The organism is Jiangella sp. DSM 45060 (assembly GCF_900105175.1).
Lineage (GTDB): Bacteria > Actinomycetota > Actinomycetes > Jiangellales > Jiangellaceae > Jiangella.
Map to the genome: position 1 here is coordinate 2,655,151 of NZ_LT629771.1, position 26,446 is coordinate 2,681,596.

Below are 26,446 nucleotides of genomic sequence, written 5' to 3' on the forward strand. Positions count from 1 at the left end.
AATCAAGCGCCGTCCACATGGCGGACTACTTGATCGCGCCCATCGACAGGCCGCGGACGAGCTGCTTCTGCGCCACCCAGCCGGCCAGCACCACCGGCAGCGAGGCCAGCGTCGCCGCGGCGGCCAGCTGCGCCCAGTAGAGGCCCTCGCTGGTCATGAAGCCGACGAGGAACAGCGGCACCGTCGCGGCCTGCGACGCGGTGAGGTTGACGGAGAAGAAGAACTCGTTCCACGAGAAGATCACGCAGATCAGCGCCGTCGCCGCCAGTCCGGGCGCCACCATGGGCAGCATGACGCGCAGCAGCGTCTGCCGCAGCGACGCGCCGTCCATCGCGGCCGCCTCGAGCACCTCGGCCGGGATCTCCTGCAGGAACGAGCGCATCATCCACACCGCGATCGGCAGGTTCATCGCCGTGTAGAGCACGACCAGCGTCCACACGTTGTCCAGCGCGCCGATGCGCCCGGCGATGACGTAGATCGGCACGATCACCGCCACGACCGGCAGCATCTTCGTCGAGATGAAGAAGAACAGCACGTCCTGCGTCTTCCTCACCGGCCGGATCGCCAGCGCGTACGCCGCCGGCACCGCCAGCAGCAGCACGAGCAGCGTCGACACCGTCGTCGCGAACAGCGAGTTGAGGAAGTACGGCCAGGCGCCGGCGTCGAACAGCGCGCGGAACTGCTCCAGCGTCGGGGTGAAGAAGAGGCTCGGCGGGTCGGTGTACGCGTCGGCCTCGTGCTTGAACGCGGTGATCACCATCCAGAGCACCGGGAAGAAGAAGACGATCCCGATGATCCAGGTCAGGGCGGTGAGCAGGCCGGCGGACCGGCGGCGCGGCGGGGCCCCAGGTCCGCTGGCGGTGGCGGTGGCGGTGGTCATCGGTCCTCCTGCGCGAACGAGCGGAACAGCAGCCGCAGCGCGAGCGTCGCGACGACGATGGTGCCGATGACGACGACCACGCCCATGGCCGCGGCCTGGCCGACGTCGAAGCCGAGGAACGCCCGCTGGTAGATGTAGAAGGGCAGGTTGGCGCTGGCGGTGCCGGGCCCGCCCTGCGTCATGATGTAGATCTGGTCGAACGTGTTGACCACGTAGATCGCGCCCAGCAGCACGCCCAGCTCGATGTAGCGGCGCAGGTGCGGCAGCGTGATCGAGCGGAACGTCCGGGCCGCGCCCGCGCCGTCGACCTGCGCGGCCTCCAGCACGTCGCGGCCCTGGCTCTGCAGCCCGGCCAGCACCAGCAGCGCCATGAACGGCGTCCACTGCCACACCAGGGCGGCGATGACGGAGACGAGCGGCGCGGAGCTGGTCCAGTCGTAGTCGTCCGCGCCGAACGGCGACAGCACGAAGTTCACGATGCCGAACAGCGGGTCCAGCATCGTCGTCTTCCACACCAGCGCGCCGGCCACCGGCATGATGAGGAACGGCGTGATGATCAAGGTCCGCACGACCGACCGGCCGACGAACTTGCGGTCCAGCAGCAGCGCCAGCCCGACGCCCAGCAGCATCGAGACGATCACGCAGCCGCCGGTGATGACGATGGTGTTGAGGGCGGCCTGGCGGAACACCCGGTCGGCGAAGACGTCGACGTAGTTGGACAGCCCGACGAACCGCTCGGAGCCCGGCCGGACCAGGTTCCACGAGTTCAGCGAGTACCAGAGCGTGACGAGGAACGGGATCTGCGTCACGACGATGGCGAAGACCAGCGCGGGCAGCAGGGGCGCGCGCCGCCGCCAGCCCTCGCGGCGCGCGGAGTGGACGGGCGCGCGTGCCGGGGCGGCCGGTCGCGGCGGGACGGCGGTGGTGGCGACGTCGGTGCTCACGAGTCCTCCTCCTGGTATGACTCGCCGACGGTCTCGGCGTAGCGCTGCGCCTGGTCCAGCGCCTCGTCGACGCTGATCTGGCCGGCGATGGCGGCGGAGATCTGCTGGCCGACCCGGGTGCCGAGGTCCTGGAACTCCGGGATGGCGAGGAACTGGATGCCGTCGTAGGGGACCGGCGCGGTCATCGTGTGGTCCTGGTCGGCCACCTCCATCGACGACAGCGTCGGCTCGGCGAACGCGGCCGCCACCTCGGCGTACTGGGGGATCTCGTAGGTCGAGGTGCGGCTGCCGGGCGGCACCCGCTCCCAGCCCAGCTCCTCGGCGACGAGGTGCGGGTAGTCCTTGTCGGTCATCCAGGCGATGAAGTCCCACGCCTCGTCCGGGTGGTCCGACGACGACGGGATGCCCAGCGACCACGTGTACAGCCAGCCGCTGGCGTCGGTCTCGACGACCGGCGCCGGCGCGTAGCCGTTGCGGCCGGCGGTGACGGAGTCCTCGGGGCTCTCGACGACGTTGACCATCGACGTCGCGTCGTACCACATGGCCGCCTGGCCCTGGCCGTAGCGCGTCGCGCAGTCGGCGAAACCGCTGGTGGCGGCGCCGGCCTGGCCGTGCTCGCGGACGAGGTCGACGTAGAACCCGACCGCCTCGCGGACCTCGGGGGAGTCCAGCCGCGCGTTCCAGTCCTCGTCGAACCACTGGCCGCCGAACGTGTTGATGACGGTGTTCAGCGGCGCCAGGTTCTCGCCCCAGCCGGCCAGTCCGCGCAGGCAGATGCCGTTCATCCCGGGGTTGGCCTGCTCGATGGCGGCGGCCAGCTCGCGCACCTCGGGCCAGGTCGGCCGTTCCGGCATGGTCAGCCCGGCCGCGTCGAACAGGTCCTGCCGGTACACCAGGAACGACGACTCGCCGTAGAACGGGACGGAGTACATGTCGCCCTGGTAGGACAGCGACTCGCGCACCGGGGCGATGAAGTCGTGGGTGTCGTAGTCGTCGGTCGCGTCGGCGTAGGGCTGGAGGTCGACCAGCCAGCCGTTCTCGGCCCACATGGCGGTCTCGTAGTTGCTGACCATGATGACGTCGAACTCGCCGCCGCCGGTGGCCACGGACGCGGTGATCTTCGCCCGCGACTCGTTCTCCGGCAGCGAGACGAAGTCGACGTCGACGCCGGGGTGGGCGGCCCGGAAGTCGTCGGCCAGCGCGATGGCGTCGGTCATCTGCGGGTTCGACACCACCGCGACGACGATGGTCGTGCCGTCGCCTGACCCGGACGTCAGCGCCCCGGCGCCGGCACAGGCGCTCAGCACCGCCAGGGAGCCGCCCGCGGCCGCCAGCCGCAGCGCCCGCCGGCTCATGCCGCGCCGCCCGGCGTCACCTGGGCCTTGATCGTCGCGCCGGAGCGCACGAGGTCGAGGAGCGCGGGGAACTCGTCCAGCCCGGCGGTGTGCGAGACCAGCGGTTCCGTGCGCACCTGCCCGGACGCGACCAGCTCGACCGCGTCGCCGAAGCTGTGCAGCACCGCCATCGACCCGACGACGGTGATCTCGTCGTTGTAGATGCGGAACGGCGACAGCGCGAGCCGTGCCTCGGCCGTCGCGACGCCGAACACCTGCAGCCGGCCGCCGCGGTCGAGCGCGCCGAACGCCGCCTCCAGTGCGGGCACCGCGCCGGTGACGTCGACGGCGGCGTCGAAGCGCTGGGTCGGCAGCTCCGGCACCGAGGTCGCGACCTCGGCCGCGCCCAGCTCCGTCGCCAGCGGCAGCTTGCCCGCCGCGAGGTCGACGACGCTGACCCGGGCGCCGGCCGCCACCAGCAGCTGCGTCATGATCAGGCCCATCGTGCCGGCGCCGAGCACGAGCACCCGCTCGCCGGGCTCCGCGCCGAGCCGGCGCAGCCCGTGCACCGCGCACGAGACGGGCTCGATCAGCGCGCCCTGCGCGACGGTCAGCCCGTCCGGCAGCCGGTAGCAGGACGCCGCCGGGACCTTGACGTACTCGGCGAACGCGCCGTCGACGGTGTCGCCGACGGCGCCCCAGTTCTCGCACAGGTTGCCGCGGCCGCGGCGGCACTGGCGGCAGTACCCGCAGAACAGCGACGGGTCGACGGCGACGCGGTCGCCCACGGCGACGCCGGTCGCGACGCCGGGGCCGACCTCGGCCACGACGCCGGCGAACTCGTGCCCCGGGACCAGGGGGTACGGGCTGGGCGGGAACTCGCCCGCCGCGATGTGCAGGTCGGTGCCGCACAGCCCGCAGGCGCCGACCGCGACGACGACGTCGCCGGGTCCGGGGACCGGGTCGGGCACGTCGCGGACGGTGATCTCGCCAGGCTTCTCGATGACGACGGCACGCATGCAGCCTCCTTGCGCTCGCTCATATGAGCGAATTAGCCGCTCATATGTGTACAATGAAGGTTGTATCGCGGTCACATGGAACGGTCAAGGGGGTTGTCATGCCACGCAGGGGCAGGCCACCGGCCGGCGGCGGCTCGGCCACCAGCCCGTCCGACCTCGTGCTCGCGGGCGCCGTGGCCCGCCGGCACTACGTCGACGGCCGGTCGAAGGTGGAGATCGCCGACGAGTTCGGGCTGTCCCGGTTCCAGGTCGCGCGCATCCTCACCGAGGCGCGGGCGCGCGGCTGGGTCCGGGTCGAGATCACCCTGCCCGGCCACCTCGACGATGAGCTGTCCATGGCGCTGCGCGACGCCACCGGCGTGCGCGACGCCGTGGTCGTCGAGGCGCCGGCGCAGCCCGAGACCGCCACCCGCGACGAGCTGGCCGCCGTGGTCGCCGAGCTGGTCGCCGACACCGTCCGCCCTGGTCAGGTGTTGGGGCTGACCTGGAGCCGCACCATCGAGGCGATGTCGCGGCGGCTGCACCGGCTGGCGCCGTGCACGGTCGTCCAGCTGGCCGGGTCGATGTCGGTCGAGGGCTCGTCGGCCGGCACCGTCGAGGTGGTGCGGTCGGTGGCGGCCGCGGCCGGCGGCGAGGCGCTGCCCATCTACGCGCCCCTGGTGGTCGACGACGCCGCGACGGCGGCCGGGCTGCGCCGGCAGCGCGAGATCGCCCGCGCGCTGGACCGGGCGAAGGCGCTCGACGTCGCCGTCGTGTCGGTCGGCAGCTGGGGGCCCGGCCTGTCGACGGTGTGGGACGCCGTCACCGCGGCCGAGCGGGCCGAGGCGCTGGAACGCGGCGCCGTCGGCGAGTCCGGCGCGCGGCTGTTCGACGCCGCCGGACGCGACGTCACCGGCGGCTTCGACGAACGCGTCGTCGGCGTGCCGCTGCAGGCGCTGCGCGACACCCCGGTCGTCATCGCCACCGCGTACGGCGCGCGGCGGGCCGAGGCCGCGCTCGCGGCGGTCCGCGGCGGCTTCGTCACGACGCTCGTCACCGACGCCGCACTGGCCCGCCGGCTGCTCGAGCTCGCCGCCCCGTCATCGTCGTGACGCCTGGTGTTCGCCCGGCGGGTCTAGGGTGTGTCGCCATGCGCACCTCGATCCGTGCCGTCGCGGTGACGGCGGCCCTGACCACGGCCGCGGCGGTGCTGGCCGCGGCACCGGCGAACGCCGACCGGCCCGGCGCCGCCGAGCTCCGCGTCGCCACCTACAACCTGAGCCTGAACCGCGCCGCCGAGGGTGAGCTGGAGGACGACCTGTCCACCGGCGCCGACCCCCAGGCACGCGCCGTCGCCGAGGTCATCCAGCGGACCCGGCCCGACATCGTCCTGCTGAACGAGTTCGACTACGTCGAGGGCGGAGTCGCGGCCGACCTCTTCCGCGCCAACTACCTGGAGACCGGCCAGGGCGGCGCCGACCCGATCGAGTACCCGTACGCCTACGTCGCGCCGTCCAACACCGGCGTCCCGAGCGGCTTCGACCTCAACAACGACGGCACGGTCGGCGGCGGCGACGACGCCTTCGGGTTCGGGCTGTTCCCCGGCCAGTACGGCATGGCCGTGCTGTCGAGGTACCCGATCCTCGAGGAGGACGTCCGCACGTTCCAGGACTTCCTCTGGAAGGACCTGCCGGGCTCGCTGCTGCCGACGGACTTCTACTCGCCGGAGGAGCAGGCGGTGCTCCGGCTGTCCAGCAAGTCGCACTGGGACGTGCCGGTGCGGGTGGGCGGCCGCACGGTGCACGTGCTGGTCTCGCACCCGACGCCGCCGACGTTCGACGGCCCCGAGGATCGCAACGGCCGGCGCAACCACGACGAGATCCGCTTCTGGGCCGAGTACGTCGGCCCGGGCCGGGCCACCTGGATCTACGACGACGAGGGCCGGCGCGGCGGGCTGAAACCGGGCTCGGCGTTCGTCATCATGGGCGACCAGAACAGCGACCCCGTCGACGGCGACTCCGTGCCCGGCGCCATCCAGCAGCTGCTGGACCACCCCCGCGTCGTCGACCCGCTGCCCACGTCGGCCGGCGCCCCCGAAGCGGCCGTCCTGCAAGGCGGCGCCAACGCGACGCACGGCGGCGACCCGCGCTACGACACCGCCGACTTCGCCGACACCGCGCCGGGCAACCTGCGCGCCGACTACGTCCTGCCGTCGCGGCAGCTCCGGCCGGTCGACGCGGGCGTGTTCTGGCCGGTCCGCTCCGACCCGCTGTCCCGGCTGACCGGCGAGTTCCCGTTCCCGACCAGCGACCACCGCCTCGTCTGGGTGGACGTCCGGGTCCCGGGGGGTCGCTAGATGTGGTTCCGCGTGAGGTTGTGAACGCGGTCGGCGGGTGTGCGTCCTGCGATGCCGGCGTTGGCGAAGAACTCCCGGGCGCCTTCCCAGAACCCGGCGGCGGTCTGTTTGCGTTCGTCGTCGAGGTGTTCGGAGTCGACAGGCGGGAGTAGGAATCGACCGCGTGGCCCGATACCGCCTCGCCCACTTGGCCGCGGTCTACGTCAGCCGCTCACAACGTCCGTGGGAACTACAGCTAGACCTGCTGGAGCCAGAGCAGCAGCCACACCACGGCCAGCACGACGGCGCCCAGCGCCGCCGGCCGCACCCACCACGTCGTCGGCTCGTCCCGATCCTGCTGGACGAGCCGGCGGCGCAGCCGTTCCACCGCGACCAGCAGCCCACCGGCCGCGAGGCCGATCGGCACGGCGACGGCGGCGTGCACCAGCCAGGCGCCGGACCGCGACGGTCCGCCCCAGGCGTCGTCGTAGGGGCCGGGGTCGACCAGCCCGTAGAACGGGCCACGCGCGATCACGAGCACGATCATGGCGATGAGCAGCAACTGGACCAGCCGGAGGCCGCCGCGCAGGGGTGCGGTCGTCATGGCCCGGACGCTACGGGCGGGGCCGCCGCGCGTCGTCATACCGCAGAGCCATCGTCGGACCCGTACCACAGAGGTACGGGCGGGTGCACATTGTCAGGCTGTTGTCAGGGTGCTGTAGCTGTTGCGCGGCGCCCGGACACGACATCGTTGTTCCCGCGGGGGGAGGAGTGCCGGATCCCGTAGCAGATGTGGGTGGACATGGCCAGGCGCCGGCGCCGCACAGCTTGGCCGGCAGCGCGTCTAGCGGGGGGCAAGACCGCTGCCGGCCGGGCACCTTCCCCGGTGATCACCATGGTGTGTCGAGCGTGCTGAGGGCGTCCGGCGGATAGCCGTCGGCCACGGCGTGCAGGGGCGTGGCCTGACCCGCGCCCCAGGCGTGCGCGAACGCCCGCTCGCCGAGCGCGGCGCGGACCGCCGTGGTGGTGCCCTCGGTGTCGGGACGCTCGCACAGCGGCACCGGCGTCCCGATGGTGTCGCGGACCGCCGACGCGGCGCCGAGCAGGAACGCGGCGTACGCGGTGTTCTGGTGCTCCTGCGCGACCGACGCCAGCGCCTCCAGGACGCTCGCCGACCGCCACTTGTCGCCCAGCTCCTGGTGCTCGGCCAGGCTCTCGTCGAGCAGGTGGATGGCCCGTTCGAGCCGGCCCTGACGGCGGGCCACCACCCCCAGCTGGTTGAGCGACCAGCCCACGCCCTCGCGGTAACCCAGCCGCTGCGCGCGGCCGAGGCTCTGGTGCAGCAGCCGCTCGGCGCCGTCGAGGTCGCCGTCGTACAGGGCGACGACGCCCAAGTTGAGCTGCGACCACGTGATGCCCTCGCCGTCGCCGGCCTGCTGGAAGTAGCCGAGCGCCGACGCCGAGTAGTCGCGGGCGCCGTCGAGGTCCATGCGCAGCCACGACACGAAACCGAGATAGTGCCGGGCCCACGCGATGCCGGCCTTGTCGCCCAGTTGCTGGTAGAGGTGCAGGCTCTCGAGGTGCAGCTCGTGGGCGGCGTCGTAGTCGGCGCGCTCGCGGGCGATGCTGCCCAGGTGCCGCAGCGTGAGCGCGGCGCCCGCGGGGTCGTCGAGGCGGCGGTAGCGGCCCAGCGCCTCCTCCAGCCGTTCGGCGGCGACGTCGTACTCGCACTGCAGGAACGCCAGGTAGCCGGCGCCGCGGGCGGCCCCGGCCAGCGCGGCCGGCGCGACGGCGGGCGCACCGGCCGCGGCGGGGCCGGGCACGCGGGCGATGCGCAGCGCCGACTCCAGCCAGTCGCGGCCCTCGGAGTAGTGGCCGCGCAGGTAGAAGTAGCGCCACAGGGCGGCCGCCAGCCGCATCGACTCGCCGCCCAGCTCGCGGCTGATGGCCCGGCCGAGCGCCACCCGCAGGTTGTCGAGCTCGACGTCGAGGTGGTCCAGCGTGGCGGCCTGCTGGTCGGTGCCGAGGGTCCGTTCGGCCCGTTCGGCAAGTTCGACGAAGTAACGCAGGTGCCGCTGTTCGATGACCGTGCGCCGGCCGCCGTCGTCGAGGCGCCGGTCGGCGTACTGGCGGATGACGGAGAACATCGAGTAGCGCGCCTCGGCGGCGTCGCGGTCGACGAGGATCAGCGACTTGTCGATCAGCCGCCCGGTGAGGTCGAGCACCCGCTCGTGGCAGGCGTCGGTCTGCTCGGCGCAGAACACCGCGACCGCGGCCGGCATCGTCCAGCCGCCGGAGAACGTCGACACCGCCTCGAAGAACTCCCGCTCCTCGGCGCTGAGCAGCTGGTAGCTCCAGTCCAGCGCGGCGTCGATGGTCTGCTGGCGAAGCGGCGCGGTGCGGCTGCCGCCGGAGAGGATGCGCGACGACGTGTCCAGCTCGTCCGCGATCTGTTCGATGGTCAGGACGTTGACCCGGGCGGCCGCCAGCTCCAGCGCCAGCGGGATGCCCTGCACGCTGCGGCACACCCGGCTGACCTGCCGCAGCCGGTCGTCGCGCGGGTGGACGCCGTGCGCGGCGGCGCGGGCGAGGAACATGCGGACGGCGTCGGCCTCGCGGATCTCGTCGACGGGCGCCCGCGACGGCGGCACCGCCAGCGGCTGCACCTGCCGGACCACCTCGCCGGGGGCGCGCAGCAGCTCGCGGCTGGTGGCGACGACCGTCAGCCGCGGACAGCGCTGCAGCAGGACGGTGCACAGCCAGGCGCAGGTCTCGATGACGTGCTCGCAGTTGTCCAGGACGATCAGCAGCTGGCGCGAGCCGATGTGCTCGGCCAGCGCGTCGACCTCGGCGGCGTCGGAGGCGGGGCGCAGCCCGACCGCGGCCGCGACGGCGTCGATGACCTCCGGGCCGTCCGGGCGGGCCGCCAGCGGCACCCAGCACGCGCCGCCCTCGAACTGGCCGCGCACCTCGTTGGCGACGGCGACCGCGAGGCGGGTCTTGCCGACGCCGCCCAGGCCGGTCAGCGTGACCAGGCGGACGCCGCCGTGACCGAGCAGCGACGTCAGCTCGGCCAGCTCCGCCGCCCGGCCGATGAGGGTGTCGGGCGGCAGCGGCGGCCCCTGGACCTGCGGCGCGTGGAGCGCCGGGGACCGGCGCAGCGACTCGGTGAAGTCGGCGAAGGCGGTCTCGGACAGGTTCAGCGCGGTGGCCAGCAGGCGCACCGTCAGCGGCCGGGGCGCGCGCCGGCGGCCGCGCTCCAGCGCGGCGACGGCGTCGGAACTGAGACCGGCCTTCTCCGCAAGCTCCTCCTGCGACAGACCGGCCGCCAGCCGATGCCGCCGGAGCAGACTCGCGAAGTCGTCGATCTCGTTGCTGGCCGACACGCCTTGTTTACCTCCGAGATGACCCGGTAGCTGTGAAATCGTACCGGCTGATCTTGGGGTGTCGGACCTCGGCGAGCAAGTGATTCCGCTCAGAACCTCCAGACCTCCGCGACGGCGACGAACGCACTGGACGACGGACGGTCGGGAGTGCCGGACCGGACCACCTCGCCGGGGAGGCGTCGTCCGCGCACCTCGATGGACCCGGCGGCGCTCGGACCGGTCACCAGACTGAGGCTGTGCACCCGGCCACCGAGGTCGAACTCGTCGGTCGCAAACGCCCGCCGGTCCTGGACGCCGGAGATACGCACGGCGACGTCGCCGCCCCGCGCGTGGGTGCCGCGGGCGAGATCGTTGGCGACGTGCACGGCGCGCCGCTCGATCCGCGGCTCCGGCCACGGCAGCCCCTCGGCCTCGGGGAAGAACCGGGTGAACGCGCGCTCCAGCCAGGAGCCGAGCGCCGGGTGGTCGGTCAGCACCCGCACCCGGCCGTCGTGCCAGAGCACGATCGCCGCACCGGCGCCGTGCGTGGACCAGTCGACCGTCCAGACCGAGGCGTAGGCGGTGACGGTGTCGCCGTCGAACAGCTGGACGCCGGGGTTGGCGCCGACGAGGACGACCTTGCGCTGCGCCGGGTCGGTGGCGGCTGCGGCGGCCGCACCGGCGGCGTCGGCGGCGTCGGCGATCGAGGGGAGGGCGAGGCCGGCGGTGAGGCCGGCCGCGGTGGCGGCGCCGGCCTGGAGTGCGCGGCGGCGGGACAACAGGGGTCGCGTCATGGGCCCAGCCGACCCGGGCGGGCGGCGATGCCGCCATGAATTCGAGTAGGTTCGAATCGTGGCGGTCCGGATCCCGATGACGGCCGAGGCGCTGGGCCGGTCCCGGTTCGGCATCTCGCCGTGCGCCGAGGTCGTCGGCAGCCTGCGCGCGCTGCACCGTCCGTCGCCCGGCTCGCCGCACCTGATGCGCTGGCGGGCGCGCGCCCTCGACGCCGTACCGGCCGAGCCGCTGAGCCTGCTCGCCGCGCTGACCGGCAGCACCGTCTACGTCCTCGACCTGCTCACGCCGCCGCCGGACGCCGCGGTGACGAGCATCGACGACGAGGCGGCGGCCATCGCGGCGACGCCGCCGGAGCTGACCGAGTACCAGCTGGACATCGCGTTCCGCGGCCGCGCCGTCCCGGTGGAGGTGGCCGCCAGCGTCGGCGGGCCGGCCCGGCTGGAGGAACTGCGCCAGCCGATGCCGGCGGTCGTCGCCGAGGCGCTGGCCGGGGGAGCGGCGGCGTTCACGGCCCGGGTGGCCGGCGCCTTGCGCACGTACTTCGAGCGGGTGCTGGCGCCCGACTGGCCGCGGGTGCTGGACGTGCTCACCGCCGACGTCGCCTATCGCGGCGACCGGATGGCCCAGCACGGCGCGCTGACCCTGCTCGACGACTTCCACCCGTCGGTGCGCTGGGACGACGGCGCGATCGTGGTGCGCAAGCCGTTCGACCTGGTGGTCGACTGGCCGCACGACGGCCTGCTGCTGGTCCCGAGCACCGGGATCGGTGACGGCGTGCTGCTCAACGCGGAGCGGCCGACGGCGCCGTCGATCCTGTACCCGGCCCGCGGGCTGCACGCGCTGTGGCCGGCGTCGGCGGCGGCGCCGGGCGACCTCGGCGAGCTGATCGGGCACACCCGGGCCACCCTGCTGGCCGCGCTGGACGTCCCGCGGACCACCGCCGAGCTGGGCCGCCGCGAGGCGCTGTCGGCGGCGACGGTGTCGTACCACCTCGGCATCCTGCACCGCACCGGCCTGGTCGCGCGCCGCCGGACCGGGCGGCGTGTCGTCTACGCGCGCACCGAGCTCGCGGCGGCGTTGCTGGGGTAGTTTGGCGCGCGTGCTGAGGCGGCTGCGGCGGACGGCGACGATGCTCGCGGCAGCCGCGCCGCTGCTCGGCCTGGCGCCGCCGGCCGCCGCCGAGGTGGGGCCGGACGACTGCGTGGTCGAGGTCCCCGACGGCGGCGAGTGCGGCGTCCTGACCGTGCCCGAGTACCGGGCCGAGCCGGGCGGGCGCACCATCGAGCTGCCGTACGTGCGGGTCCGGTCCGAGCACCCCACGGCGCCGCCGCTGGTGTTCATGAACGGCGGGCCCGGGTCCGGATCGGTGCAGCTGGCCGGGTACTTCGCCTACGGGCTGGGGCTTCGCGAGACCCGCGACGTCGTCGTGCTGGAGCAGCGCGGCGGCGCCCGCGCCACGCCGTCGCTGGAATGCCCGGGCGCGGCCGCCGCGATGGCCGACGCGTTCACCAGCACCGACGACCCGTACGACGAGTTCGAGCCGGCCGCCATCGCGATGCGCGACTGCCTGGACGCGTTCGAGGCCGCCGGCGGCGACGTGCGCGGCTACACCGTCGCCGAGACCGCCCGGGACCTGCGCGACCTGCGCCTGGCGCTCGGCTACGACAGCTGGGCCGCCTACGGATTGTCGTGGTCGACCCAGGTGATGGCCGAGCTGGCCCGGGTCGACCCGGCCGGCGTCGACGCCGTCGTGCTCGACTCGTTCAGCGCGCCCGACCGCGACTTCGCCGCCACCGCGTACGAGGGCCTGGAACTGTCGCTGGACCGGCTCGGCGAGCGCTCCGGCGGCGACTTCCCGGACCCGTACGCCGACCTCCTCGCCGCGGCCGACCGGCTGGACGCCGACCCGGTCGAGGTCGAGGGGCACAACCCGGTCACCGCGCAGCCGCGGACGTTCCGGCTGACCGGCGACGACCTCGTCACGTTCGTCCACGCCGCCCTGTACGACGTCGAGCTGCTGCCGGTGGTCCCGTACCTGCTGGACCGCCTCGCCGGCGGCCACACCGGCGCGCTGAGCACGCTGGTCGACGTCGGGGTCGAGGAGCTGACCGGCCACACACTCGGGCAGTACTGGGCCATGCAGTGCCAGGACGAGGTCGCCTACCGCCGCGCGGGGGCCGGGCGGGCGTCGCCGCTGATCGAGTGGCTGGTCGCCGACGAAGTGGTCTGCGCGGAGCTCGGGCTGGCTTCGCCGCCGCTGCCGCCCGCGCCGGTGGCGTTCACCCAGCCGGCGCTGGTGCTGGCCGGCGCCGAGGACCCGGTGACGCCCGCGCCCGCCGCCGACGAGGCGTCGGCCGGACTGGCGGACCGCCGGTTCCTCGAGTTCGCCGGCGTCGGCCACGCCGTGCTGCTCAACAGCGCGTGCGGCCGCGAGACGATCGTCGCCTGGCTGGCCGACCCCGGCCGCGACGTCGCGGACCTGTGCGACCGCGCGACGCCCGCGTACGCCGTCGTCGGCGCCGGCGACCTGCACCCGACGACGCGCGTCGCCCAGGCCGGGCTGGCCGCGGGCGACGGCGACTGGCTCGCGGTGGCGCTCCCGGCGGCGTTCGCGCTGCTCTGCGCGGGCTGGCTGGCCGCCTGGCTGGCCCCGGTCGTCATGGGACGCGGCCGCGGGCGGGGCGCCCTGGTCGCCGGGGTGGCGCCGCTCGCCGGGACGGTGTTCCTGCTCGCCGCCGGTGGGGTGCTCTGGTCGGCCGCGAGCACGCTGCCCACCCGGCTGGTGGTGGGCGTGCCACCCGCGCTCCCGTGGCTGGGCCTGCTGCTGCTGGCCGGACCGGTGGGCGTCGCGCTCGGCCTGCGCCGGGCCTCGGTCCGCGGCCGGGTGCTGCTGGGGGCCGCCGGGCTGCTCTGGCTGGCGTTCGCCGCCTGGTTCGTCGTGATCGTGCTGCTGCCGAGCTGACCCGCCCGGGCCGGGCCGATAGGGTGCTGCCGCCGGGCGCACACCGAAGCACGAGGAACCCCACCGATGAGCTCTGCCGCCCTGGCCACCCGTCTCGCCCTCGCCCTCGCCGTGCTGGCCTCCTGTTCGTCCGCTTCCGAACCCGGCTCCGACGCCACCCCCGCCGGCGACGCAGAAGCCGCGTCCGTCCTCGAGGACCTCACCGCCGACGAGTTCTGCGCCCTGCTGCCCGCCGAGTCGATCGAGCAGGCGCTGGGCGTCGTCGTCGAGGGCAGCGAGGGCACCGAGCGGGGCCGGGCGCCGGTCATGCGCACGCCGTACTTCCTGTCGCGCGAGTGCGACTACAGCTCTGGCCTGCCCGCTCTCAACACCCGCCTGGCCACCGAGTGGGACGAGGACGACACCGACGCCGACGTGCTGGACCGGGCCTTCACCGACATCGTCAACGAGACCGTCGGCGACTACGAGGACGTCCCCGGCCTCGGCGTCGTCGCGGGGTTCGGCCCCAACCCGATGCTCGCCACCGCCGACGTCGCCACCGGCGGCCTCGAGGTCGTCCTCCGCGCCGGCGACTACGAGCGGCTGCTGCTGAGCGTGTACACCACCGGCCGGGCCACGCTGGACCAGCTGCGCCCGCTGGCCGAGGAGCTGATCGCCGGCCTCGGCTACTAGTCCAGGCCGTTGCGGGCGACGACGTCGCGGTACCAGTGCGCGGAGTCCTTCCAGGTGCGCTCCAGCGTCTCGTAGTCGACCCGGATGAGGCCGAACCGGCGGTCGTAGCCGAAGGCCCACTCGAAGTTGTCCAGCAGCGACCACGCGAAGTAGCCGCGTACGTCGGCGCCCTGGTCGATGGCCTGGCCGGTGGCCTCGAGGTGGCGGGCGATGTAGTCGACGCGTAGGGGGTCGTGCACGGCGCCGCCGGGGGAGACGGTGTCGGGGAACGCGGCGCCGTTCTCGGTGATCATCATCGGCAGGCCGGGGTGCTCGCGGTGGATCCGCAGCAGCAGCTCGGTGAGGCCGCCGGGGTCGATGTTCCAGCCCATGGCGGTGTACGGGCCCTCGGGACGGACGAACTCGACGTCGTCGGCGCCGACCCACGGCGAGCCGAGCGCGTCGCCGTGGCCGTCCGCCTCGGAGCGCGGCTCGACGCCGTCCCAGCGGCGCACCAGGCCGGTCGAGTAGTAGTTGACGCCGAGGACGTCGAGCGGCTGGCGCGCGATCTCGGTGTCGCCGGGCCGCACGAACGACCAGTCGGTGACGTGCGCGGTGTCGGCCAGCAGGTCGTCGGGGTAGGCGCCGGACAGCATGGGGCCGGTGAACGCGCGGTTGGCCAGCGCGTCGACCCGCCGAGCGGCGTCGCGGTCGTCGTCGGAGGACGGGTCGACCGGGCGGATGACGTGCAGGTTCAGCGTCACCGAGCCGCGCGCCGACGGCAGCACCGAGCGGACCGCCTGCAGGCCCAGCCCGTGTGCGAGGTTGAGGTGGTGGACGGCGGACAGCGCGGCGGCGCCGTCGGTCCGGCCGGGGGCGTGCGCGCCGGACCCGTAGCCGAGGTAGGCGCTGCACCACGGCTCGTTCAACGTCGTCCACAGGTCGACGCGGTCGCCCAGTTCGCGGGCGACGAGCTCGGCGTAGTCGGCGAACCGGTACGCGGTGTCGCGGGCGGTCCAGCCGCCGGCGTCCTCGAGGTCCTGGGGGAGATCCCAGTGGTACAGCGTCAGCACCGGCTTGACGCCGCGCTCGAGCAGGCCGTCGGCGAGGCGCGAGTAGAAGTCGAGGCCCTCGCGGTTGGCCGGGCCGCGCCCGCCGGGCTGCACCCGCGGCCACGCCGTCGAGAACCGGTACGCGTGCAGGCCCAGGTCGGCGATGTGGCCGAGGTCCTCCTGCCAGCGGTGATAGTGGTCGTCGGCGATGTCGCCGGTGTCGCCGTTCAGCGTCTTGCCGGGCGTGTGCGAGTACGTGTCCCAGATGGACGGCCCGCGGCCGCCCTCCTTGACCGCGCCCTCGATCTGGTAGGAGGCCGTCGCCGACCCCCAGAGGAAGCCGTCGGGGAAGCGGCGGCCGGTGCCGGTGCTCATGGGTGGCGACTCCTCGGGTGACGTGGCCGGAACAGCACAGACCTTATCTAAGCTGCGGGCATGAACGGGTCCCGGGAAGCATGGACGCGGGTCTGGCGCGGCGACGCGTTGCTCGCCGCGGTCACGGGCGTGTTCGTGGTGCTCACGACGGTGATCGGCGAGGGCGATCCGGTCGGTCTGCGCCCGGTGCCGCCGCTGGGCTGGCTGCTCATGATCGTGGCGTGCGGCGCGCTGGCGTTCCGTCGCCGTCACCCCATCGGGGTCGGGATCGTGACGCTGGTCGCGTCCGGCGTCTACTACCCGGCGGTGAACCCGGACGGCGCGATCCTCGTCACGCTGGTCATCGCACTGTTCACGCTGGCGACCCTGGGCCGGCCGGTCGTCGCGAGCGTGCTCAGCGGGCTGGCGGTGGTGGGGTCCGCGTTCGGCGAGTACGGCACGGAGGCGTCGCCGCTGGGTCCGCCCGGCATGTTCCTGCTGGTCGGCTGGCTGGTCGCCGCCGTGGCGATCGGGGCGGTCATGCGCGGCACGCGACGCGAGCGGGAAGAGGCGCTGCGCCGGCGGGCGACGGAGGAACGGCTGCGCATCGCGCGCGAGCTGCACGACGTCCTCGGGCACAACATCTCGCTGATCAACGTCCAGGCCGGCGCCGCGCTGCACGCGCTGTCCCGCGACGGCGACGACGGCCCGGCCGCCGAGGCGCTGACCGCGATCAAGGAGACCAGCCGCGAGGCGCTGCGCGAGCTGCGCGGCACGCTCGGCGTGCTGCGCCAGGTCGACGAAGCGGCCCCGACGGAGCCGGCGCCCGGCCTGTGGCGGCTGCCGGAGCTGGCCGAGCGCAGCCGGGCCGCCGGGCTCGCCGTCGACGTCAGCACAGACGGCGAGCCGGTCGGCCTGCGCCCGGCGGTCGACCTCGCGGCGTTCCGCATCGTGCAGGAGGCGCTCACCAACGCGACCCGGCACGCCGGTGCGGGCAGGGTGGCGGTCCGCATCGGCTACGGGCGCGATGATGTGACGGTGGACGTGAGCGACGACGGGCGTGGCGCCGGCACCCGCGCCGACGACGGCAGCGGCATCGACGGCATGCGGTCGCGGGCCGCGGCCCTGGGCGGCACCCTCGACGCCGCCGACCGGCCCGAGGGCGGCTTCCGGGTCACCGCGCGGCTGCCGTACGGGGGCCCGGCATGACGACGGTGTTGCTGGCCGACGACCAGCGACTCGTCCGGGCGGGGTTCCGGTCCATCCTCGACGGCGAGCCCGACCTCGACGTCGTGGGCGAGGCGGCCGACGGCGCCGAGGCGCTGACGCTGGTGCGCGAGCTGCGCCCGGACGTCGTGCTGATGGACGTGCGGATGCCCGAGCTGGACGGCCTCGAGGCGACCAGCCGCATCGTCGCCGACCCCGCGCTGGCCGGGGTGCGCGTCGTCATCCTCACCACGTTCGACCTCGACGACTACGTGTATGGCGCGCTGCGGGCCGGGGCCAGCGGCTTCCTCGTCAAGGACACCGAGCCGATGGAGCTGATCCACGCCGTCCGCGTCGTGGCCCGCGGCGACGCCCTGATCGCGCCGTCGATCACCCGCCGGCTGATCTCCGAGATCGCGGGCCGGGCCGCGAAGCCGGTGCCGAACAGCCGCCTGAACGCGCTGACCGAGCGCGAGCGCGAGGTGCTCGAGCTGGTCGCGGCGGGCTTGTCCAACGACGAGATCGCCGAGCGCCTCGTGCTCAGTCCGGCCACCGCGAAGACGCACGTCAGCCGCATCCTCACCAAGCTCGACTCCCGCGACCGCGCCCAGCTGGTCGTGCTCGCCTACGAGGCCGGGCTGGTGACGCCCGGCTGGCTGGGCTGACGCCCCCGCCGCAGCCGCGCCACCAGCAGGTGGACGGCGGCGACCGCGGGCGCGGCGAACAGGGTGCGTCCCAGCCCGGCCGGCGGCAGCCACTGGCGGACGACGAAGTCCAGGCTGGGATCGATCAAGGCGGCGCCGGAACCGATGTGGATCGTGGCGACCTGGGTCACCACGGCCGTGGTGTAGGCCACCCAGACGGTGAGCAGCGTCGTCGCCGGGTTCGCGAGCAGGGGCCGGGCGCGGACCAGGAAGTGTGCGAGCGCGAAGCCCACGACGAACACCTGGAACGCGTACAGCCGCAGGAACCACCGCGCTTGCGGATCCGCGATGGACGCGCCCGCGGGCGTCGGCTCAGTGCCGACCGTCGCCGCGAGTCGCCCGGCGCAGTAGTCCGCACCCTCGCGGCCGGCGCACCAGAGCCGGCCGGCCGGCTCGGCAGCGCCAGCGCCAGGACCACCGGCCGGGTCCAGTCGCCCGCCGTCGCGCTCGCCAGTCGCCACGACGTGGCCAGCAGCAGGGTCAGGAAGAGCACCGCCCACAGCAGCTCGGCCAGGTACGCCGGCCGCCCGGACCGATCGCTGTACAGCAGTGTCGGCGAGATCGTCAGGAAGCGGAGGCGGCCGGCCGCGAACTGCGCCGAGCCCGTCCGGTCGGCCCAGTCGATTTGCGCGGGCAGCGCCGCCACCACCAGCAGCAACGACATGCCGATCAGCGCCGCGCGGATCGGGTGGCCGCGCACCAGCCCGCGGCGCATCAGGGCGCTGCTCGGGATGCGGTCGGTCATCGGCTCGCTGCCGTCACGCGGAACGGCTGTCCGTCGTCGTCGAGCACGTCGGTGTGGACCCGCTCGCCGTCCCACCAGGTGATCGCGGCCTGCCACTCGGTGTCGTACCCGGCCGTGCGGCCGATGAGTGTGAACGAGTGGTAGTCCAGCGCGTCGACGGTGCGGGGGAGCGTGATCTGCTCGCCCAGCCGGTCGGCCTCGTCCCGGGCCGCCTGCTGCTGGTCCCTCTGCCGCAGGTAGGTGACCGGAACCTCGGCGCCGAGCGGCAGCGTGTCGAGGTCGACGACGATGAAGTCCGGCGGGCACTGCTCGACCAGCACGCCGACGGTGGCGCCGGTCAGCGCCGTCCACACGGCGGCGACCACCGCCACGACAACTTCCGGCGTACGTGATCACCCCTAGAGCACAACCCGGGATGTACGTCGGGTGCCCGCTCCAGCCGGACGCGCCGGGCCGTGCCGTCACCCCATCCTCGTCAGTGTCGGAGAACCCCGCGGGGACGAGGAAGGGACGAACATGAGGCTGGAACGGCTCGCCGCCTGGTCACAGCGGCACCACTGGCTGGCCATCGGGCTGTGGCTGGTCGTGCTGGCCGGCGTCACGGTGCTGTCGCAGGCCGTCGGCGACGACTACCACGACGACCACGGGCTGCCGGGCACCGAGTCGCAGCAGCTGACCGACGCGCTGGAGGACGCCGCGCCCGCGCGGTCCGGCGACACCGTCCAGGTGGTGCTGCAGGACGGCGACGGCGTCGAGGCGCGGCGCGACCGGGTCGACGCGATGCTCGGCGAGCTGAGCGAGCTGCCGCACGTCGTCGACGTCGCCGGGCCGTTCGACGCGCCGGGGGCGATCTCGGCGGACGGGACCATCGCGTACGCGACGGTGACGCTGGACGGCAGCGCCACGGACGTGCCCGCCGACGCCGTCCGGGACATCATCGAGACCGCGCAGACGGCCGACGGCGACGGGCTGCGGGTGGAGCTGGGCGGCGACGCCGTCCGCGGCGCCGAGGAGTCCGGCGGGGGCGCCGCCGAGGGCGCCGGCATGCTGGCCGCGCTGGTGATCCTCGTGTTCATGTTCGGCTCGTTCCTGGCCGCGACGCTGCCGCTGATCACCGCCGTGTTCGCGGTGGGCTCCACGCTCGGCGTCATCGTGTTGCTGTCCAACGTCGTGACGATCGCGACGTACACCGCGCCGCTGATGATGCTGGTCGGGATCGGCGTCGGCATCGACTACGCGCTGCTGGTGTTCGCCCGCTACCGCTCCGAGCTGCTGGCCGGATCCGACCGCCAGCGGGCCGCCCGGACCGCGCTGGACACCGCCGGGCGCTCGGTCGTCTTCGCCGGCTGCACCGTCATCATCGCGCTGCTCGGCCTGTTCGCGCTCGGCCTCGGATCGCTGCAGGGCGTGGCGCTGGCCGTCGCGCTCACCGTCCTCGTCACCATGCTCGCCTCGCTGACGCTGCTGCCGTCGCTGCTCACCGTGTTCGGCAAGCGGATCGAGAAGCGCATCCTCGCGCACGCCCAGCGCTCCAAGCGCCAGCCCGGCGCCCGGTGGCGGCGGCTGGCCGACGCGGTCCGGCGGCGGCCGCTGCCCCCGCTGGTCGCCGCGGTCGCGATCCTGCTGGCGTTGTCCGCGCCCGCGCCGGGCATGCGGCTCGGCTTCGCCGACGCCGGCAACGAGGACGCGTCGGCGACCAGCCGGCAGGCCTACGACCTGCTCGCCGAGGGCTTCGGCCCGGGCTTCAACGGGCCGCTGATCGTGCTCGCCGAGGGCGCATCCGACGGCGGCGCCGCGCTGGCGTCCACCCTGGAGCAGGCCGACGGCGTCGCCGGCGTGGTGCCGCCGCAGCCGCTGCCCGGCACCGACCTGGCGCTGGTCGTCGCGTTCCCTGAGACCGCGCCGCAGGACGCCGGGACCGCGGACCTCGTGCACCGGCTGCGCGACGACGTGCTCCCGCCGCTGGCGTCCGACACCGGCGCGACCTACCTGGTCGGCGGCTCGACGGCGGCCGCGGAGGACTTCGCCGCCGCCGTCACCGACCGGCTGCCGCTGTTCGTCGCCGTCGTCGTCGGGCTGTCCGCGCTGCTGCTGATGGCCGTGTTCCGGTCGATCTGGGTGCCGGTCAAGGCCGCGATCCTCAACCTGCTGAGCATCGGCGCGTCACTGGGCGTCGTCACGCTGGTCTTCGGCGAGGGGCTGTTCGGCGTGCCGGCCGGCCCGGTCGAGGCGTTCGTCCCGGTGATGATCTTCGCCATCGTGTTCGGCCTGTCCATGGACTACGAGGTGTTCCTGGTGTCGCGGATGCACGAGGAGTGGCGCCGCTCCGGCAACGCCGTCCGCGCCGTCCGCGAGGGGCTGGCCGCGACCGGCGGCGTCATCACGGCCGCGGCGGCGATCATGGTCGTGGTGTTCGGCGCGTTCCTGCTCAGCCCGGACCGCATGCTGCAGCAGTTCGGCCTCGGCCTCGCCGTGGCCGTGTTCCTCGACGCCGTCGTCATCCGCTGCCTCATCGTCCCGGCCGTCATGAGCCTGCTGGGGGAGCGGGCGTGGTGGCTGCCGCAGTGGCTGGACCGGATCCTGCCGCACATCGCGCTGGAGCGGCCCGAGCCGCCGCGCGATGACGCCGACGCCGTCACCGCCGGGCGGGCCGGGTAGCCGATGGACGTGCTGGAGCTGGCGCGCCTGCAGTTCGCGCTGACCGCGGGCGCCCACTTCCTCTTCGTCTCGCTGACGCTCGGCCTCGCCACCGTCATCGCCGTCATGCAGACCCGGGCCACCGTGGGGCGCAGCGAGATCCACGCCCGCATGACCCGGTTCTGGGGCCGGCTCTACGTGACGAACTACGCGATGGGCATCCTCACCGGGCTGGTCATGGAGTTCCAGCTCGGCTTGAGCTGGAGCGGCCTGACGCACTTCGCCGGCAACGTCGTGGGCGCGTCGCTGGCGATGGAGACGCTGGTCGCGTTCTTCGTCGAATCGACCTTCCTCGGGCTGTGGATCTTCGGCTGGGACAAGCTGAACCGGTGGGCGCACCTCGCCGCGATCTGGGTGGTGACGCTGACGGCGTACGCGTCGGCGTACTGGGTGCTGGTGGCGAACGGGTTCATGCAGCACCCGGTCGGGGCGGAGCCGGGACCGGACGGGCTGCGGCTCACCGACGCCGCGGCCGTGCTGACGAACCCGAGCACGCTGCAGGCGTTCTGGCACGTGCTGGCCGGAGCGCTGGTCACGGCCGGGTTCTTCCTCGCCGGGGTGAGCGCGTGGCACCTGCTGCGGCGCACGCCGGAGCAGGAGTTCTTCGGCCGGTCGCTGCGCATCGGGGTGTTCGTCGCGTCGCCGGCGCTGTTCCTGTCCGCGGCGACCGGCGGGCGGCAGCTGCAGCTGATCGAGGAGATCCAGCCGCACAAGTGGGAGGCGTTCTCCGGCGGCTCCGGGCTGGCGCGGATCGGCGCCCTGCTCATGTTGATGGCGTTCGCGGCGATGTTCTTCTTCTCCTTCCTCAACGTGGCGCTGGCGCTGTCGCGGCGGGTGATCGTCACCGCGCGGGCGTGGCACGTCGCGCTGATCGCGGCGCTCCCGCTGCCGTACGTCGCGATGCTCTCCGGCTGGGTGTTCCGCGAGGTCGGCCGCCAGCCGTGGGTCGTCGACGGGCTGCTGACCACGCGCGACGCGCTGTCGGACGTGTCGCCGGCGGCGATCCGGTTCTCCTTCGTCACGTTCGTGGGGGTGTTCGCGCTGCTCATCGCCGTCAACGGGTGGCTGCTGGCGCGGCAGGCGCGGCGCGGCCCGGCGCCGTTCTCGTCCTCGGCGTCGTCGCCGGCGGCGCCGGAGGTGCTGGTATGACGGAGACGCTGGCCGCGGTGCTGCTCGGGTTCTTCGCCGCCGGCTACCTCGTGCTCGGCGGCGCGGACATCGGCGTCGGCATGATGCTGCCGTTCCTCGGCCGGGGCGCGGGGGAGCGGCGGCGGGTCGTCGCGGCCATCGTGCCGTTCTTCCTGGCCCACGAGGTGTGGCTGGTCGCGACCGCCGGGCTGTTGATCGGGGCGTTCCCGGGGCTGGAGGCGCGGCTGTTCCCGGGCCTGTTCCCGCTGATCGTCGCGCTGGTCGCCGGCTGGATCGTCCGCGACGTCGGGCTGTGGGCGCGGACCCAGGTGGCGCACGTCGCCTGCGACGTCGCGGTGACGGCCGGCTCGTGGGCGGTGGCCGGCGCCTGGGGCTGGATCCTGGCCGGGCTGCTGACCGGCGTGACCGACGCGGTCGCGGGCGGCGCCGGGGTGACGCTGATCGCCGTCGCCGTCGTCGCGCTGTTCGCCGTGCACGGGCTCGCGTTCGCGCGGCTGCGGCTCACCGGCCGGCCGCTGGAACGGGCCCGCGCCCTCACCGGTGGGGCGGGGGACCGGGCGACGTTCGCGGTGACGGCTGTCCTGCTGGCCGTGCTGGTCGTGGCGGCCGGCGCCCGGATCGGCCTGTCCGGGTCGGCCGCCGACGACGCGACGCTGCGGCTGCTGGTCCCGGCCGTGGTCGTCGCGCTGCCGCTGCTGCTGATCGGCCAGGTCGCGACGTGGCGGGTGTTCCGCCACCGCGTCGGCGCGGGTCAGCCGGGCGAGAGCTGATCGGCGGGGACGCGCAGCCGGACCATCTCGCCGTCGACCCGGTGGACGTCGCCCGCCGCGGCGTAGAGGTCCCTGGCGAGGATCCGGCCGACCCGCAGGTAGCCGGTGCGGCGCAGCAGTGCTGCCTCCTCCTCCGGCAGGTCCGGGCCGCTCAGCACGGCCCGCGCCGCGACGTCGAGGAGGTCGCCGCCGTCCGCATCAGATCGCTGACCGGCGTCGGTGACCGCCTCCGGGTCACCGAGCCGGACTTCCTCGACGGTGCCCAGCTCCTCGCCGAGGGCGTCGACCACCGTCATCCCTTCGCGCACGTCGCCGAGCAGGCCGGCCGCGTCGTTCTCATCCGTCATACCGCGGCCCGTACCCCATCGGCGCGTGCGCACTCGGCGTGGTCAGGCCGGGCGGCGGACCTCGGCGTGGAAGCAGCCGAACTCGACGGCGCGGACGTGCACCACCTCGACCGCCGGGTCGGCGAACAGGTCGTCCAGCGCGGCCGCCGCGACCTCCTCGGCGTGCCCCGCCGCTGGCGCGACCAACCGGCCGCCGACGATGTGGCCGCGCTTGTCGTAGCCGCGGAACACCCGCCGCGACGACGCGACGTCGGCCGGGAAGCCGTCGTGCCGCGGGCCGGCGCACTCGCGCGCGTGCAGGAACACCGGGCCCGTCTCGTCGTAGGCGCCCGGGTCGGCGCCGCGCTCCTCGGCCCACCGGCGCAGCGGCGCGTACGTCACCAGCACCAGCGCGTCGCCGGGGACGCTGCGGGTCAGGCAGCAGCGCAGCGGCGCGCCGCCCTCGTCGTCGATGAACGGCTCGCGGGTCAGCCCGGCGTCGTCGCGCTCGCGCAGCCGGGCCGCCACGCCGGCGTCGATCGGGCGGTAGTCGTACCTGCTCATGTCCCCAGCGTCGCCGCCGCGGGCCGGGCGCGCTGGCGGGAAACGGACGCGGCGTGCGCGTGCCTACGATGAGGTGGTGGCCGACCTCCCGCTCCCGCTGACGACCGACCGCCTGACCCTGCGCGGCTACGTCGAGACCGACCTCGACGAGCTGCACCGCTTGCACGCCCACCCCGACGTCGCCCGGTACATGCTCTGGGAACCGTGGCCGCGCGGCTACGCCATCGAGCGGCTCGGCCGGCGGGTGCAGCAGTCCGCGCCCGTGAACGACGACGACGCGCTCGACCTCGCGGTGCTGCGCACCGCCGACGACACCTACCTCGGCGAGGTGCACCTGCACGTCGTCAGCCGGGAACGCGGGTGCGCCGAGCTCGGCTTCGCGTTCCACCCCGAGCACCACGGCCACGGCTATGCGGCCGAGGCCGCCGGGCGGATGCTGCGGCTGGCGTTCGACACCCTCGGCTTCCGCCGCGTCATCGGCCGCTGCGACGCCGACAACACGGCGTCGGCCGGCCTGATGGAACGGCTCGGCATGCGCCGCGAGGCGCACCTCATCGAGAACGAGCTGGTCAAGGGCGTGTGGGCGAGCGAATACGACTACGCCATGCTGGCCCGCGAGTGGGCGGAGCGGTCGGCCTAGACCAACCCGGCGTCGTGCACGAGCAGCGCGATCTGCACGCGGTTGTTGAGGCCGAGCTTCGTCAGCACCCGCGACACGTGCGCCTTCACCGTCGCGACGCTCATGAACAGCTCGGCGCTGATCTCGGCGTTGGAGCGGCCGTGGGCGATGGCGATCGCGACCTCGAGCTCCCGCTCGGACAGCTCGGCCAGCTGGGTCTCGGCGCGCTGCGTGCGGCTGCCGGCGTCGCCGTCGGACACGTGCGCGATGAGCTGGCGGGTGACCGACGGCGACAGGATGGGCTCGCCGGCCGCGGCGCGGCGCACCGCCGCGACGATGTCGCCCGGCGGCGTGTCCTTCAACAGGAACCCGGTGGCGCCGGCCCGCAGCGCACGCAGCACGTGGTCGTCGGTGTCGAACGTGGTGAGGATGACGATCTCCGGCGGGTCGGCGCGCCGGCGCAGCGCCTCGGTGGCGGCCAGCCCGTCGACCCGCGGCATGCGGATGTCCATCAGCACGACGTCGGGGCGGGCCGACTCGACCATGGCCGGCACGTCGGCGCCGTCGGCCGCCTCGCCGACGATCTCGAGGTCGGGCACGCCGGCCAGCATCATCGACAGGCCGGCCCGCACGAGGGCGTCGTCGTCGACGATGAGGATGCGGGTGACGGCGGGAGCGGCCTCGGACGTCATGCGGGCCACGGTAGCCACGCGTGCACCCGGAAGTCGCCGTCACGCGTGATTCCGTGCTCGAGCGAGCCGCCGGCCAGCTCGACCCGTTCGGCCAGGCCGATCAGCCCGGTGCCGGTGCCGGGGATCTCGGCCGCCGCGCCCGGCCCGCCGGTCCCGACCGGCATGCGGTTGCGCACCTCGACCGCCAGCCCGCCGCCCGGCCCGCCGGTCAGAGCGACGTAGACACCGGTGCCGCGGGCGTGCTTGCGGACGTTCGTCAGCGCCTCCTGCACGACGCGGTAGGCGCAGCGGGCCACGACCGCGGGCGGCTCGGCGCCGTCGCCCGCGACCTCGTCGACGACGGTGACCCGCATGCCGGCCTGCCGCGACTCGTCGATCAGCGCCGGCAGCTCGCCCAGCGTGGGCTGCGGCCGGTCGGGGTCGTCGTCGGACGACGGCGCCCGCAGCACGCCGATGATCTCGCGGAGGTCCTGCAGCGCCTGGTGCGCGCTGGCGCGGATGACGCCGGCCGCCGTGGCGATGTCCTCGCGTGGCGCGTCGGGGCGGTACTCCAGCGCCCCGGCGTGCACGCTGAGCAGCGAGATGCGATGCGCGAGCACGTCGTGCATCTCGCGCGCGATGCGCTCGCGCTCGAGATGCTGGGCCCGCTCGACCCGCAGCGCCGCCTCGGCCTCGGCCTGGTAGGCCCGCTCGCGCAGCGACAGCACCAGTTGCCGGCGCGAGCGCACCAGCATGCCCCACAGCGTGACGGCGATGACGAGGAAGACGGTGAGCAGCGCCGCCCACCGGTAGTCGAGGTCGGGGTCGGGATAGATGCGGTTGAACACGAACCCGGCACAGACGTGCAGCCCGGCGATGACCGCGGCGACCGCCCAGCGGCGGTGCACGGCCACCGTGAACACCATGATGACGCCCGCGCCCGCGGCCGACGCGGAGCCGACGGCCAGCAGCGCCGCCGCGACGGCCAGCTGTACCGGCCAGCGCCGCCGCCACCACAGCGCGACGCAGGCCGCCGCGCCGACGACGAGGTCGAGCAGCTGCACCAGCTCGGGCGGGTCGTTCTGCATGGCGGTGTCGTAGGCGGACAGCCCCACGAGGACCGCGATGACGAAGCACAGGGTGTCGACGATCCAGTCGCGCACCGACCGGCGCACCCGGCCGCGCCGGGCCGGGTCGGCGGTGTCGGGGTCGACCCGCAGCACGCCCGGCAGCAGCGCCGGCAGCTCCGGGCTGCTGGCGGCCGGCCTGGGCGCATGGGTCGTCATGAGACACCACGCTACGAGCCGAGCGGCCCGGACGGGTAG

Annotated in this window: 25 protein-coding genes and 1 pseudogene; 11 read left to right on the top strand and 15 right to left on the bottom strand. The window is 74.2% G+C overall.

Annotated elements, in window-relative coordinates:
• Positions 1 to 25: 25 nt before the first annotated feature.
• The 4 genes from BLU82_RS11955 to BLU82_RS11970 form a co-directional block, all read right to left on the bottom strand.
• A complete protein-coding gene (locus BLU82_RS11955; RefSeq protein ID WP_092620169.1) occupies positions 26 to 880 on the bottom strand; it encodes a carbohydrate ABC transporter permease in 855 nt (284 codons plus the stop codon).
• Positions 877 to 1,719 carry a carbohydrate ABC transporter permease gene (locus BLU82_RS11960; protein ID WP_092625728.1) on the bottom strand — a complete coding sequence of 281 codons (843 nt, stop codon included), beginning with the start codon at positions 1,717 to 1,719 and terminating at the stop codon, positions 877 to 879. The genes BLU82_RS11955 and BLU82_RS11960 overlap by 4 nt, the downstream gene beginning before the upstream one ends.
• 101 nt (positions 1,720 to 1,820) lie before the next feature.
• Entirely contained in the window at positions 1,821 to 3,179 is a 1,359-nt protein-coding gene (locus BLU82_RS11965) for a sugar ABC transporter substrate-binding protein (protein WP_092620172.1), read from the bottom strand.
• Complete coding sequence (locus BLU82_RS11970) at positions 3,176 to 4,177, bottom strand: zinc-dependent alcohol dehydrogenase family protein (protein ID WP_092620175.1); 1,002 nt, start codon at positions 4,175 to 4,177, stop codon at positions 3,176 to 3,178. The genes BLU82_RS11965 and BLU82_RS11970 overlap by 4 nt, the downstream gene beginning before the upstream one ends.
• Before the next feature lie 98 nt (positions 4,178 to 4,275).
• Here BLU82_RS11970 and BLU82_RS11975 point away from each other — a divergent pair, with 98 nt between their 5' ends.
• Together BLU82_RS11975 and BLU82_RS11980 are read left to right on the top strand one after the other, a co-directional pair.
• On the top strand, positions 4,276 to 5,268 hold the full coding sequence (locus tag BLU82_RS11975; RefSeq protein WP_092620178.1) for a sugar-binding transcriptional regulator: 993 nt from the start codon (positions 4,276 to 4,278) through the stop codon (positions 5,266 to 5,268).
• A 38-nt stretch (positions 5,269 to 5,306) separates the two neighbouring features.
• Positions 5,307 to 6,512: an endonuclease/exonuclease/phosphatase family protein gene (locus BLU82_RS11980; protein WP_092620181.1), complete on the top strand. Its 1,206-nt coding sequence runs from the start codon at positions 5,307 to 5,309 to the stop codon at positions 6,510 to 6,512.
• A 50-nt stretch (positions 6,513 to 6,562) separates the two neighbouring features.
• On the opposite strand, the pseudogene BLU82_RS36315 reads toward BLU82_RS11980, so the two are convergent.
• From BLU82_RS36315 to BLU82_RS11995, 4 genes and pseudogenes are all read right to left on the bottom strand, one after another.
• Positions 6,563 to 6,681: pseudogene (locus BLU82_RS36315) on the bottom strand (IS481 family transposase); the annotation flags it as partial.
• A gap of 66 nt (positions 6,682 to 6,747) precedes the next feature.
• Positions 6,748 to 7,095 (bottom strand): hypothetical protein, encoded by a 348-nt coding sequence (locus tag BLU82_RS11985; protein WP_092620184.1) that lies wholly within the window; start codon positions 7,093 to 7,095, stop codon positions 6,748 to 6,750.
• Positions 7,096 to 7,381: 286 nt separating this feature from the next.
• Positions 7,382 to 9,877 carry a tetratricopeptide repeat protein gene (locus BLU82_RS11990; protein WP_092620187.1) on the bottom strand — a complete coding sequence of 832 codons (2,496 nt, stop codon included), beginning with the start codon at positions 9,875 to 9,877 and terminating at the stop codon, positions 7,382 to 7,384.
• A gap of 89 nt (positions 9,878 to 9,966) precedes the next feature.
• A complete protein-coding gene (locus BLU82_RS11995; protein WP_157740841.1) occupies positions 9,967 to 10,650 on the bottom strand; it encodes a twin-arginine translocation signal domain-containing protein in 684 nt (227 codons plus the stop codon).
• 58 nt (positions 10,651 to 10,708) lie between these two features.
• On the opposite strand from BLU82_RS11995, the gene BLU82_RS12000 reads away from it, so the two are divergent.
• The 3 genes from BLU82_RS12000 (at position 10,709) to BLU82_RS12010 (ending at position 14,285) form a co-directional block, all read left to right on the top strand.
• On the top strand, positions 10,709 to 11,740 hold the full coding sequence (locus BLU82_RS12000) for a helix-turn-helix transcriptional regulator (RefSeq protein ID WP_092620190.1): 1,032 nt from the start codon (positions 10,709 to 10,711) through the stop codon (positions 11,738 to 11,740).
• 10 nt (positions 11,741 to 11,750) lie between these two features.
• Positions 11,751 to 13,613: an alpha/beta hydrolase gene (locus tag BLU82_RS12005; protein ID WP_157740843.1), complete on the top strand. Its 1,863-nt coding sequence runs from the start codon at positions 11,751 to 11,753 to the stop codon at positions 13,611 to 13,613.
• Positions 13,614 to 13,679: 66 nt separating this feature from the next.
• Entirely contained in the window at positions 13,680 to 14,285 is a 606-nt protein-coding gene (locus tag BLU82_RS12010; protein WP_092620196.1) for a hypothetical protein, read from the top strand.
• Here BLU82_RS12010 and BLU82_RS12015 read toward each other — a convergent pair.
• Positions 14,282 to 15,691: a GH1 family beta-glucosidase gene (locus BLU82_RS12015; protein WP_092620199.1), complete on the bottom strand. Its 1,410-nt coding sequence runs from the start codon at positions 15,689 to 15,691 to the stop codon at positions 14,282 to 14,284. The genes BLU82_RS12010 and BLU82_RS12015 overlap by 4 nt on opposite strands.
• 60 nt (positions 15,692 to 15,751) lie before the next feature.
• Between BLU82_RS12015 and BLU82_RS12020 the strand changes: the two genes are divergently transcribed.
• Together BLU82_RS12020 and BLU82_RS12025 are read left to right on the top strand one after the other, a co-directional pair.
• Positions 15,752 to 16,879, top strand: a complete 1,128-nt coding sequence (locus tag BLU82_RS12020) for a sensor histidine kinase (protein WP_092620202.1) — start codon at positions 15,752 to 15,754, stop codon at positions 16,877 to 16,879.
• Positions 16,876 to 17,541 (top strand): response regulator transcription factor, encoded by a 666-nt coding sequence (locus BLU82_RS12025; RefSeq protein ID WP_092620205.1) that lies wholly within the window; start codon positions 16,876 to 16,878, stop codon positions 17,539 to 17,541. The genes BLU82_RS12020 and BLU82_RS12025 overlap by 4 nt, the downstream gene beginning before the upstream one ends.
• On the opposite strand, the gene BLU82_RS12030 is transcribed toward BLU82_RS12025, so the two are convergent.
• Complete coding sequence (locus BLU82_RS12030) at positions 17,502 to 18,041, bottom strand: hypothetical protein (protein ID WP_092620208.1); 540 nt, start codon at positions 18,039 to 18,041, stop codon at positions 17,502 to 17,504. The two genes, BLU82_RS12025 and BLU82_RS12030, sit on opposite strands and share 40 nt — an antisense overlap.
• Before the next feature lie 280 nt (positions 18,042 to 18,321).
• Entirely contained in the window at positions 18,322 to 18,696 is a 375-nt protein-coding gene (locus BLU82_RS12035) for a hypothetical protein (protein WP_092620211.1), read from the bottom strand.
• Between the two features lie 145 nt (positions 18,697 to 18,841).
• On the opposite strand from BLU82_RS12035, the gene BLU82_RS12040 reads away from it, so the two are divergent.
• Genes BLU82_RS12040 through BLU82_RS12050 form a run of 3 tightly spaced genes read left to right on the top strand, consistent with a single transcriptional unit; the run spans position 18,842 to position 22,941 of the window.
• Entirely contained in the window at positions 18,842 to 20,983 is a 2,142-nt protein-coding gene (locus BLU82_RS12040) for an MMPL family transporter (RefSeq protein WP_172885587.1), read from the top strand.
• A 3-nt stretch (positions 20,984 to 20,986) separates the two neighbouring features.
• On the top strand, positions 20,987 to 22,171 hold the full coding sequence (locus BLU82_RS12045; protein ID WP_092620214.1) for a cytochrome ubiquinol oxidase subunit I: 1,185 nt from the start codon (positions 20,987 to 20,989) through the stop codon (positions 22,169 to 22,171).
• Positions 22,168 to 22,941, top strand: a complete 774-nt coding sequence (locus tag BLU82_RS12050) for a cytochrome d ubiquinol oxidase subunit II (RefSeq protein ID WP_092620217.1) — start codon at positions 22,168 to 22,170, stop codon at positions 22,939 to 22,941. Before BLU82_RS12045 ends, BLU82_RS12050 begins: the two co-directional genes overlap by 4 nt.
• Here the strand turns inward: BLU82_RS12050 and BLU82_RS12055 are convergent.
• Positions 22,923 to 23,288, bottom strand: coding sequence for a hypothetical protein (locus BLU82_RS12055; RefSeq protein ID WP_092620220.1), 366 nt, complete (start codon positions 23,286 to 23,288; stop codon positions 22,923 to 22,925). The two genes, BLU82_RS12050 and BLU82_RS12055, sit on opposite strands and share 19 nt — an antisense overlap.
• Positions 23,289 to 23,330: 42 nt before the next feature.
• On the bottom strand, positions 23,331 to 23,831 hold the full coding sequence (locus tag BLU82_RS12060) for a DUF1203 domain-containing protein (RefSeq protein WP_092620224.1): 501 nt from the start codon (positions 23,829 to 23,831) through the stop codon (positions 23,331 to 23,333).
• 76 nt (positions 23,832 to 23,907) lie between these two features.
• Here BLU82_RS12060 and BLU82_RS12065 point away from each other — a divergent pair, with 76 nt between their 5' ends.
• Positions 23,908 to 24,471, top strand: a complete 564-nt coding sequence (locus BLU82_RS12065) for a GNAT family N-acetyltransferase (RefSeq protein WP_197682894.1) — start codon at positions 23,908 to 23,910, stop codon at positions 24,469 to 24,471.
• Here the strand turns inward: BLU82_RS12065 and BLU82_RS12070 are convergent.
• Complete coding sequence (locus BLU82_RS12070; RefSeq protein ID WP_092625734.1) at positions 24,468 to 25,142, bottom strand: response regulator transcription factor; 675 nt, start codon at positions 25,140 to 25,142, stop codon at positions 24,468 to 24,470. The two genes, BLU82_RS12065 and BLU82_RS12070, sit on opposite strands and share 4 nt — an antisense overlap.
• A complete protein-coding gene (locus tag BLU82_RS12075; protein WP_092620230.1) occupies positions 25,139 to 26,407 on the bottom strand; it encodes a sensor histidine kinase in 1,269 nt (422 codons plus the stop codon). Before BLU82_RS12075 ends, BLU82_RS12070 begins: the two co-directional genes overlap by 4 nt.
• Between the last annotated feature and the right edge of the window lie 39 nt (positions 26,408 to 26,446).

Coding starts and splice junctions, on each gene's coding strand:
- BLU82_RS11955 (WP_092620169.1), bottom strand. CDS start 880: ATGACCACCGCCACCGCCACCGCCAGCGGACCTGGGGCCCCGCCGCGC.
- BLU82_RS11965 (WP_092620172.1), bottom strand. CDS start 3,179: ATGAGCCGGCGGGCGCTGCGGCTGGCGGCCGCGGGCGGCTCCCTGGCG.
- BLU82_RS11970 (WP_092620175.1), bottom strand. CDS start 4,177: ATGCGTGCCGTCGTCATCGAGAAGCCTGGCGAGATCACCGTCCGCGAC.
- BLU82_RS11975 (WP_092620178.1), top strand. CDS start 4,276: ATGCCACGCAGGGGCAGGCCACCGGCCGGCGGCGGCTCGGCCACCAGC.
- BLU82_RS11980 (WP_092620181.1), top strand. CDS start 5,307: ATGCGCACCTCGATCCGTGCCGTCGCGGTGACGGCGGCCCTGACCACG.
- BLU82_RS11985 (WP_092620184.1), bottom strand. CDS start 7,095: ATGACGACCGCACCCCTGCGCGGCGGCCTCCGGCTGGTCCAGTTGCTG.
- BLU82_RS11995 (WP_157740841.1), bottom strand. CDS start 10,650: ATGACGCGACCCCTGTTGTCCCGCCGCCGCGCACTCCAGGCCGGCGCC.
- BLU82_RS12010 (WP_092620196.1), top strand. CDS start 13,680: ATGAGCTCTGCCGCCCTGGCCACCCGTCTCGCCCTCGCCCTCGCCGTG.
- BLU82_RS12015 (WP_092620199.1), bottom strand. CDS start 15,691: ATGAGCACCGGCACCGGCCGCCGCTTCCCCGACGGCTTCCTCTGGGGG.
- BLU82_RS12020 (WP_092620202.1), top strand. CDS start 15,752: ATGAACGGGTCCCGGGAAGCATGGACGCGGGTCTGGCGCGGCGACGCG.
- BLU82_RS12025 (WP_092620205.1), top strand. CDS start 16,876: ATGACGACGGTGTTGCTGGCCGACGACCAGCGACTCGTCCGGGCGGGG.
- BLU82_RS12040 (WP_172885587.1), top strand. CDS start 18,842: ATGAGGCTGGAACGGCTCGCCGCCTGGTCACAGCGGCACCACTGGCTG.
- BLU82_RS12045 (WP_092620214.1), top strand. CDS start 20,987: ATGGACGTGCTGGAGCTGGCGCGCCTGCAGTTCGCGCTGACCGCGGGC.
- BLU82_RS12050 (WP_092620217.1), top strand. CDS start 22,168: ATGACGGAGACGCTGGCCGCGGTGCTGCTCGGGTTCTTCGCCGCCGGC.
- BLU82_RS12055 (WP_092620220.1), bottom strand. CDS start 23,288: ATGACGGATGAGAACGACGCGGCCGGCCTGCTCGGCGACGTGCGCGAA.
- BLU82_RS12060 (WP_092620224.1), bottom strand. CDS start 23,831: ATGAGCAGGTACGACTACCGCCCGATCGACGCCGGCGTGGCGGCCCGG.
- BLU82_RS12070 (WP_092625734.1), bottom strand. CDS start 25,142: ATGACGTCCGAGGCCGCTCCCGCCGTCACCCGCATCCTCATCGTCGAC.
- BLU82_RS12075 (WP_092620230.1), bottom strand. CDS start 26,407: ATGACGACCCATGCGCCCAGGCCGGCCGCCAGCAGCCCGGAGCTGCCG.